Here is a 1,198-nt window from a genome sequence, read left to right as displayed (position 1 = left end):
TTGATCGGTTCAGCATCGCGATTGGTGAGTTAGAATATGACGATCAGTTCATGGCAATCCTGAGCTACGACGGCAGGTTTCCGCAGCCTTGGTCGCGAGTCGATGTTGATCGCGAGATCGCCGACATCGGATACTTGAGGCTGACAGAGTATAACGATCCGGTGCCGGTCGCGCTGAGCAATGAAGGCGATGTCTACACACTTCTAGGCGAACAGACCGACTGGTCGAAGATAGCGGGGACAGGCATCCTGAGCGAAGACGCTGATGGACGTGGTGATGTGTATGAACTGCTGATAGATGGGTCGCTTTGCTACATACTGGGCCGGAGTCGTCAAATCTATAGTCGGAATGATCTGAATGAGTGGAAAATGCTCTCTCTCGAAAGAGAAGGGCGGCCCGGCTACGAAGCAGAGTATTTCGGCGCGGCTGAACTGCTGGCAGATGGCAGGATTATTGTGGCTGGGACGAGCCGCCCTGCCCGTGACGCCAGCGGGCTGCTGCCTGACCGAACCGGTATGAATCAACAGGAATTAATGCAGTTTTTCCAAGAAAGAATGAGGCAGCGCGCACGCCAAGCCCAGCCGGAATACCGCCTGTATCTTTTCCATGACGGCAAATTTCATCAACTTGAAATGCCATCAGACCTTGCTCCGCGCGACATCCATGTGGATCCCATGGGTCGTATCTGGATCGTCGGAGTTGACGGGCTGATCTTGCGCGGACGCCCTGAAGACGGGTTCGGGCGGCTTGATTTCCATGGCGATACAGAAACCCTACACTCAGCCACGTGGTTTCAGGGCGAACTGATTGTGGCCTCCGGCTACATGCTCCATCGCTTTGACGGTCATCGTCTGACACCGCTCAAGCCAAAACTCAACGATCCGTTCCGCAACCGCAATACCCCCACGCCGATGAAGCTTCAGACAGTCGGCGACGTGATGTTCTATTTCGACTACAAACACGGCGTCTGCCGCTGGGACGGCGAGAGTTGGGACTGGATCGACATTCCGCCCGCGTTGCTGGAGCGCGATTTCAAAGGGCTTCCTACCCCCTGAGACATGGAATTCCCGATGATTGCATTCACGCGCCCCCACTCCGGGACAGCCCTCACCGCACCTGCCTCGGGTTCTGTGCAGGCATATTCCTGGGGAGGCGATTTAACAGATCATAGGGGGCGGACAGGGCGAAATTGAACAGC

Annotated in this window: 1 protein-coding gene; it reads left to right on the top strand. The window is 55.9% G+C overall.

Annotated features, from left to right (window positions below):
- Positions 1-1,055: hypothetical protein (locus PUT78_RS23595; RefSeq protein ID WP_274354649.1), on the top strand; the 1,055-nt coding region annotated here is incomplete at its 5' end.
- Between the last annotated feature and the right edge of the window lie 143 nt (positions 1,056-1,198).

This window comes from Roseinatronobacter alkalisoli, assembly GCF_028745735.1.
GTDB classification, from domain to species: domain Bacteria; phylum Pseudomonadota; class Alphaproteobacteria; order Rhodobacterales; family Rhodobacteraceae; genus Roseinatronobacter; species Roseinatronobacter alkalisoli.
This window is presented reverse-complemented; position numbering and strand designations above follow the sequence as displayed.